The organism is Knoellia sinensis KCTC 19936, from assembly GCF_000768705.1.
In the GTDB taxonomy this organism is placed as follows: domain Bacteria; phylum Actinomycetota; class Actinomycetes; order Actinomycetales; family Dermatophilaceae; genus Knoellia; species Knoellia sinensis.
In genome coordinates this window covers 252,019-258,272 of record NZ_AVPJ01000006.1, presented here as the reverse complement: position 1 = coordinate 258,272, position 6,254 = coordinate 252,019, and the positions used below count along the sequence as shown (strand labels likewise).

The 6,254-nt window shown below is 66.8% G+C and carries 6 protein-coding genes; 2 read left to right on the top strand and 4 right to left on the bottom strand.

What is annotated here, in order from left to right; translation table 11 throughout:
* The first annotated feature begins 66 nt into the window (after window positions 1-66).
* Together N802_RS10460 and N802_RS10455 are read left to right on the top strand one after the other, a co-directional pair.
* On the top strand, window positions 67-327 hold the full coding sequence (locus N802_RS10460) for a hypothetical protein (RefSeq protein WP_035915721.1): 261 nt from the start codon (window positions 67-69) through the stop codon (window positions 325-327).
* A gap of 1 nt (window position 328) precedes the next feature.
* The gene (locus N802_RS10455) at window positions 329-1,321 is read left to right on the top strand and encodes a 5'-3' exonuclease (protein ID WP_035915719.1); all 993 of its coding nucleotides are present in this window, start codon (window positions 329-331) and stop codon (window positions 1,319-1,321) included.
* 27 nt (window positions 1,322-1,348) lie between these two features.
* Here the strand turns inward: N802_RS10455 and N802_RS10450 are convergent, their stop codons facing one another.
* The 4 genes from N802_RS10450 to tatA are packed head-to-tail and all read right to left on the bottom strand — an operon-like array spanning window position 1,349 to window position 6,234.
* Entirely contained in the window at window positions 1,349-4,174 is a 2,826-nt protein-coding gene (locus tag N802_RS10450; protein WP_035915716.1) for a DEAD/DEAH box helicase, read from the bottom strand.
* A gap of 10 nt (window positions 4,175-4,184) precedes the next feature.
* Window positions 4,185-5,087 carry a diacylglycerol/lipid kinase family protein gene (locus tag N802_RS10445; protein WP_084072117.1) on the bottom strand — a complete coding sequence of 301 codons (903 nt, stop codon included), beginning with the start codon at window positions 5,085-5,087 and terminating at the stop codon, window positions 4,185-4,187.
* Entirely contained in the window at window positions 5,084-5,923 is an 840-nt protein-coding gene (tatC, locus tag N802_RS10440; RefSeq protein WP_245613906.1) for a twin-arginine translocase subunit TatC, read from the bottom strand. Before tatC ends, N802_RS10445 begins: the two co-directional genes overlap by 4 nt.
* Before the next feature lie 11 nt (window positions 5,924-5,934).
* Entirely contained in the window at window positions 5,935-6,234 is a 300-nt protein-coding gene (tatA, locus tag N802_RS10435) for a Sec-independent protein translocase subunit TatA (protein WP_035915708.1), read from the bottom strand.
* Window positions 6,235-6,254: the final 20 nt, after the last annotated feature.

Below are 6,254 nucleotides of genomic sequence, written 5' to 3'. Positions count from 1 at the left end.
TCAAAGCCCACCACTCCACGGGACTCATACTATCGTTGCGCGCATGACTGGGAACAGGGCGGTCCAGTGAGCGACGCGATGATCAAGATGCGCCGTGTGGGCACCCGCCGCCGGGGGCTGCTTCTCCGCAACCGGCCGGCATACGAGGTCGTCATCGGGCGCGACGGTCGCGTTCTGTTCCAAGGGGTCACAACCGCTCCAACCACCGTCCTCGTGTCCAAGGGCGGTATCCACACCACCGATTCTTGGGACTGGCAGTCGCAGGCGGACCTGCTTCATGCGCAAGGATCGAATGCATGGATCACGAACCCCTACGAGAATCGTTGAGATGACCAATCAGAAGCTACTTTTGCTCGACTCCGCCTCGCTGTACTTCCGCGCGTTCTATGGCGTTCCGGACCAAAGGAGTTCACCGACCGAACCACCGACCAACGCGCTCCGCGGCTTCCTCGACATGATCGCCACGCTCGTGACCGCGCAGAAGCCCACGCATCTCGTGGCCTGCTGGGACAACGACTGGCGCCCGCAGTTCCGGGTCGAGCTCATCCCGAGCTACAAGGCTCACCGAGTCGCCGAGCCCGCAGTTGCCGCAACGGTTCCTGCCGTGGGCGACGCTCCCGACCAAGCCCACCCGGCATCAGACGACACCGCCGCCGAGGAGGTACCCGACGACCTCGCACCTCAGGTGCCGCTCATTGCTGACGCACTCAAGGCCCTCGGTCTCGCCCGACTCGGTGCAGACGGATTCGAGGCCGACGACGTGATCGGTACCCTCGTCGAACGCCACAGGGGCACGATGCCCATCGACGTCGTCACGGGTGACCGCGACCTGCTTCAGCTCATCGATGACGCGAACGGCGTCCGCGTGCTCTACACGGGCAAAGGCGGTGTGCGAGAACCGGATCAGGGGACGGAGGCGTACCTCCAAGAACGGTATGCCGTGTCGTCCGGTGAGGCGTACCTCGACATGTCGATCCTGCGCGGTGACACGAGTGACGGCCTCCCCGGAGTCAAGGGAATCGGCGACAAGACCGCGGCACAGCTCATCGCGGCATACGGCTCGCTGGACGGTCTGCGCAAGGCAGTCGACGATGGCGATCCGGCGATCAAGGGGGCGCGACGCGCGAATCTCGAAGCGGCCGCCGACTATCTCGACGTCGCACCACGCGTCGTGAGAGTGGCTCGCGACGCTCCTGTCGCCGACGTCGACATCAGTGTGCCCACGGCAGTGGCGGACACTCGACTCCTGAGCGAACTCGCCTCCACCTACGGCGTCACGAATCCGATCAACCGAGTCTTGGCGGCCCTCCAGATCCCCTGAGCTCCAACGGATCCAGCTCGAATCGCGTCAGTCGAGGCGGTCTGCCGCGACCACTCCGCGCATGACCCCGTCGATCGCCTTGCGCGCCGTGCGACGCAATTCCGTGTCGGGCGCGGCATCAGCGATCTGACCGAGCAGGTCGACGATCTGCTTGCATCGACGGACGAAGTCACCGGCGGCCATGTCATGGCCCCGCAGGACGGCGTCGAGCCTCTCGCCGCTGGCCCACCGGTGCACCATCCATGCCATTCCGCCGTCCGGGGCGTCCGTCGTCTCGAGTCCGTGTTCGTCCTCGATGTCGTCGAGCTCGCTCCACAGTCGTTGCATCTCCGTGATGGCGGTCGCCACCTCGTCCGTAGGCATCTTGGGCGACGGGTCGGCCTGCTCGTGTCGCGGCTCGTGCACGAGCGTCGACACGCACGCGGCGAGGCCGGCGGCGTCAAGGCGCTTCCACACATCTCGCCGAAGACACTCGGCCGCCAGGAGATCGCGCTCGGTATAGAGCCGACGAAGCCGCTCCCCACGATCGGTGACCTTGTCGTCGTCGAGGTAGCCCAGCTGCGTCAGGACGACGCAGATCCGATCGAACGTGCGTGCCACGCTGTTCGTGCGCCCCTCCACCTTGCGCTGCAGGCCGCTGGTCTCGCGCTTGAGGCGGTACCAACGCTCGGCCCAACGGGCGTGATTCTCACGGTCCGGGCACTGGTGGCACGGGTGGGCCTTGAGCTCGGCTCGCAGGTGTGCGACCCGGTCGTTCTCCTGGGCCGCCTCGCGTCCTGCCTCCTTGGCCGACTTCGGTGGCGGGTCGTGGGGCACGGCGATGCGCATGGTGGTTGCGAGGTCCCGCCGCGATTTCGGCGACTTGGGATTGAAGTGCTTGGGAACGGTGATCCGGGTGGCCGGCTCCACGGGGACGGGCACGTCCGTGAGGGTCAACCTGCGGAACTGGCGGTCCTCCGTGACGACACCGGGACCGCTGGGTGCGCCCTTGCCGGTCCTGGCTGACTGCACGACGACGGCCCATCCCGCGCGGCGACCCGCAGGAACCTTGATCACGTCGCCGACCTTGAGGGTCTCGAGACTGACGGCTGCCTCGGCGCGGCGGCTGGCGGAGCGCTGCCTGGCGCCGTCCTTCTCCGCGTCGGCGATCGCCCGACGCAGCCCGGCGTACTCCCGGAAGTCCCCCAGGTGGCAGTGCATCGACTCGGCGTAGCCCTCAAGCGCCTCCTCGTTGCGCCGCACCTTGGTCGCGAGGCCCACCACGGCCCGATCGGCCTGGAACTGGGCGAACGACGTCTCGAGGATCTCGCGGGCGACCTGACGGCCGACCTGGGCGACGAGGTTGACAGCCATGTTGTAGGTCGGCTTGAAGCTCGAACGCAAAGGATAGGTGCGGGTCGACGCCAGACCGCCCACAGCGAGTGGATCGAGGCCCCTGCTCCACTGCACCACGGCGTGGCCCTCGATGTCGATACCGCGCCGGCCAGCGCGGCCGGTGAGCTGGGTGTATTCGGCCGGCGTGATGTCGGCGTGCGTCTCACCGTTGAACTTCACGAGCTTCTCGAGGACCACCGTGCGCGCCGGCATGTTGATACCCAGGGCCAACGTCTCCGTCGCGAAGACTGCACGAATCCGTCCCGCGGTGAAGAGTTCCTCGACGATCTCCCGGAAGAGCGGCAGCATGCCGGCGTGGTGGCACGCGAAACCTCGAGACAGTCCCTCGACGAAGTCGAAGTAGCCGAGCACTCCAAGATCCTCGTCGGCCAGTGAGTCCATCCGCTCCTCGACGAACCGGCGGATGCGCTCCCCCTCACGCTGCGGGATGAGGCGCGTGTCGGCAGAGAGCAGTTGGCCGACCGCGGCCTCACAGCCCATCCGGCTGAAGATGAAGGTGATCGCTGGCAGGAGTCCATCGCGGTCGAGCTGCGCGATGACCTCCGCACGGGTCGCTCCCCCGCCGGGCCGGCTCCCCCGGGTGAACGCTCGGTCGTCCCGCCCGGCTGGACGCCCCTCGGCGCGACCACCACGGCCACGATCGCGGTGGTGATCACGATGGTGCTCGCGGGCTCCACCCGGTGCCCGGCCACGTCCCCGGTCCCGGGTGCTGCCACGCACCCAGCCGTCATCGGGCCGTCGGTGCTCCGCGCCACGAATCGCCTGGACGAGGTCGGGGTTGACGCGTGGCGTGGACCCGTCCTCGCGCGGCTCGGCTGTCTCATCGACGAAGAGGTCGAAGAGCGAGCTGCCCACGAGCATGTGCTGCCACAGCGGCACTGGCCGGTGCTCGGAGACGACGACCGCGTGGTTTCCGCGCACCTCGGCGAGCCAGTCGCCGAACTCCTCGGCGTTGCTCACGGTCGCGGAGAGTGAGATGACCTGCACTGACTCGGGCAGGTGGATGATGACCTCTTCCCACACGGCACCCCGGAAGCGGTCAGCGAGGTAGTGCACTTCGTCCATGACGACGAAGCCGAGGCCCTCCAACGTGGTCGAGCCCGCATAGACCATGTTGCGCAGCACCTCGGTCGTCATGACGACGACCGGAGCCTCCCCGTTGACGGATGAGTCCCCGGTGAGCAGCCCGACCTTGTCGACGCCGTGGGCCGCGACGAGGTCGTGGTACTTCTGGTTCGAGAGAGCCTTGATCGGGGTCGTGTAGAACGCCTTGCGTCCCGTCGCGAGGGCCATGTGCACCGCGAACTCACCGACGATGGTCTTGCCTGCACCCGTGGGCGCTGCCACGAGGACGCCCTGACCTGCCTCGACCGCGGTGCAACCCTGCACCTGGAACTCGTCGAGCGGGAAGGTCTTCGAGGCCGCGAACGCCGCCAGATGCGGCCCCGGTGTCGTCATGCTCCTCAGGCTACGTCAGGACGGTGACCGCTCCCGGGACGACCTCACACTCAAGTGGCAACGGCTCGAACCGTTCGCCGTCCGCATAGGCCACGATGCCCTTGGCCTCCAGACGGACGTGTCCGCCACGCAGGATCTCCACCGCTGGGTGGGTCACGTGCGTGCCCTTGAAGATTCTCGGGAAGACGCGCAGCAGCGTCGGGATCGAGAGTTCGTGCACGATGAGGACGTCGAGAAGTCCGTCGTCGAATTCCGCCGAAGGGACGACTTTCATGCCTCCGCCGTATGCCGGCCCGTTGGCGACCGCGACAAGCATCGCCTTCGTTTCGTGTCGGCTGCCGTCGATTTCGACGACGTACGGAATCGGCTTGAAGACACCCAGTTCGCGGGCGATCGCCAAGTTGTAGCGCATCCTTCCCTTGGGCCAGTTCCACCCGTTGGCGCGCTCGTTGACCACGGCGTCGAAGCCCGCAGCGAGCACGCCGACGAACCATCGCTCGTCGCCGTGTGGAGTGACGTGGCGGACGGCGTCGATCCGACGGGTCGCACCATGAGTGATCCGCTCGACGGCCTTGGCCGCGTCACGCACCGGTAGTCCGAGCTCACGGGCGTTGTCGTTGCCGGTGCCGGCGGCGATGATGCCGAGCGGGATGTCGGTCCCGGCGACGAGGTTCACGCCGAGGTGGACCATGCCATCACCGCCAGCGACGACGACGCAGTCGACCGACTGACCCACGATGGCGTCGCGACCACGCTCGAGGGCGTGTGCCCCGTCCATGGCCGACAGGTCGACGATGTCATGACCTCCGGCGGCAAGGAGCGATGCAGCCTCACGTCCGATCCTGGCGCCGGTGTTCTTGCCCGCGGTCGGATTGATGACGAGACCGATCCGCAGACGCTCTCCCCCGGTCACAGGGCCGAGGCCTCGTCGTCGGCCGCTTCAAGCCAGTCGGGGCGCTGGGACTCGCGACGACGGTCGAGCAGACGGGCGATGCCGTAGGCCAGGAAGTACAGAAGGATGAGAGGCCCCGCCAGGAGGAACATCGTCATCGGGTCAGCCGTCGGGGTCGCGACCGCCGAGAAGAGGAAGATCATCACGACGGCTGGACGCCAGCCGCGAATCATCTTCTCCGCCGGGAGGATCCCGACAGCGTTGAAGGCCACGAGGAAGACCGGGAAGAGGAAGCCTGCGCCGAACACGAGGATGAATCGCGTCACGAACGAGAAGTAGGCCGACACCTGCTGGATGTTCGACGTTCCCATCGGTGAGAAGCCATACAAGAGTTGCAGGGACTGCGGCAGCACCAGGTAGCCCAGGAAGCACCCTCCCAGGAAGAGCGGCACCGTCGCCGCAATGAACGCCAGAGAGACCCGCTTCTCCTTCTTGGTCAGCCCGGGAACGATGAATGCCCACAGCTGGTACAGCCAGATCGGGCTTGCTGCGATGACACCGACGAAGACCGACAGGGAGATGAGGTTGGAGAACGCTGAGGTCGCCTCGCCGAAGTTGAGGCTGATCGTGCTCTGCGGGTTCGTCGTCTTGTAGTGATTGAAGGGGGCTGCGAGGAAGTCGAAGATGCGCTCGTAGTTCAGCGCCGCAGCCACTGCGGCAACGAAGACGGCGACGGCCGCGACGAGGACACGACGGCGGAACTCGCGCAGATGGTCGCCGAGCGACATGCGACCCTCGGGGTCACGCTCGCGGCGTCGGGGCAGGCGAGGCCGACCGGACTTGGCAACTCGGGCCATCGACGAGTGCGTCAGACGACGTTGCCGGACGTGGGACCCGACTGGTTGTCCGTGCGGGGGGCGTTCTCGTCGATCGGCGACGTGGCGCGCGGAGCGGCGTCGTCAGCCTCACGACGGACCGTCTCACCAGGCACTGTTTCGGACGGCTTCTTGGCCTTGCCGTCAGCCTTCATCTCGTCAACCTCGGACTTGAAGACACGAGCCGAACGCCCGAGGCTGCGCGCCGCATCCGGCAGGCGCTTCCACCCGAAGATGACGATGAGGAGGACCGCGATGATGATGATCTCGGGAGCGCCGAAGTTCCGGAGCATGGTGAGTTGCCTTCTTCCGA